Origin of the sequence: Klebsiella sp. TF21-TM, from assembly GCF_019753495.1 — a bacterium.
Classification (GTDB): Bacteria; Pseudomonadota; Gammaproteobacteria; order Enterobacterales; family Enterobacteriaceae; genus Klebsiella; species Klebsiella quasipneumoniae.
The window spans coordinates 1-1367 of record NZ_JAIJYL010000099.1 but is presented as its reverse complement, the minus strand read 5'-3'; the positions used below and the strand labels follow the sequence as shown (position 1 = coordinate 1367).

General features: G+C 61.0%; 1 protein-coding gene. It reads right to left on the bottom strand.

The annotated features are described in order from the left end of the window. Positions 1–92 precede the first annotated feature (92 nt). A partial coding sequence (locus tag K5R89_RS27055) for a carbohydrate porin (protein ID WP_085551970.1) occupies positions 93–1367 on the bottom strand: 1275 nt, incomplete at its 5' end.

Sequence of the window (1367 nt, the reverse complement as noted above, 5' to 3'; positions counted from 1 at the left end):
TATGCCGCCATCCGGCATAAATGGAGCGCACCAGTCGTAGCCCGGCTAAGCGTAGCGCCAGCCGGGAACGCTCCTTCGACAACGCTATCGCATCAGAACCACGCCTCAAACATCCCGCCGACGTTCAACGAATCCAGCTGCTGGTCTTTGGTGCCGTTGACCTTCGCGGTATGCTCGTTGTCCACCTGACCGCCGGTCACGTAGAAGCGCAGCATCGGACGGAACTCCGGCCCCATGCCGATGGCGATGTTCTGCGACAGCGTCAGCTTCCAGCCGTGGTTATCCCCGCCCTGGTCGTAGTCCACGCGCTGGTAGCCCGCTTCCAGCCAGGTGGAATGCACGTCGTTCCAGAAGTACATCGGCCGCACGATGGCGCCGTAGTTTTTGCGGTTGTCGGTATTATCTTTGCCGTTGTCGTAGTCGTGGAAGGCCAGCAGATATTCCACCTGCGCCTGCTGGGTGAACTTATGGCTGCCCTCGAAGCTGGCGTAGACCGTGGTCAGGTCGTCGGTTTTGTTGTAGACGCTGTTATCCGAGTTGTCGGAGTAGCGCAGGATCACCTTGTTCACCCCGCTGTCGTTGGTGTGGCTCAGCACCAGGCCGCCCTGCCAGGCTTCGAGACGCGCGTCGCTGTCCACCGCCTTCGAGTCAAAGCCGTAGTTGGCGTATACCTCAACGTCGATCGGCCCGGCCTTGATGTTGTGGGTTTTGGTGGTCAGCGCGTAGTGGCCGTTGTCCCCGGTGTCGGAGCTGCCGGTACAGGTGATGCGCGACGGGTTGGTCTCGTCGGCCATCACTTCCGGGCTACAGGATTTCACCTGCGACACCGCCGCCACGTCGAACTGCACGCCGCCGATATCAAAGTTCTTCACCCCGGCGCCCTGGCCGTCGTGGTTCATCCAGAAGTAGTCGTTGATCCCCTGTTGCGGACGCTGGTGGAAGTCGCGGCCGGCCCAGATATAGGCGTTGGGGTTGGATTCCAGCACGTTGGTGACGCCGACGTAGGCCTTCTTCAGGTTAACCTCGTCGCTCCAGTGGTCGAACATGACGTTGAGATCCCAGATAGCCCCCTGCGCGCTTTTGAAGGCTTTGCTGATCTGGAATTCGCCGCCGTTGCTTTCGTTGCCCAGACGGCCGATCGCCGAGGCGCCGTTATAGGAGCCGTCGACGCCGACATATTTCTGGTCGCCGGTCTGGAAATGGGCGCCATAGCGGGCATAGCCGCTGAACTTGAGGCCGAACGGAATGGCCATATCCGGCGAGGCGGCGGTGGTCTGCGGGTTGGTAATGACGTCGACCTTTTTGTCGGCCGCGGCGTCAATTTTCGCCTGGCGGTCGGCCAGCGCTTTATCAACGGCTTTGGCGAC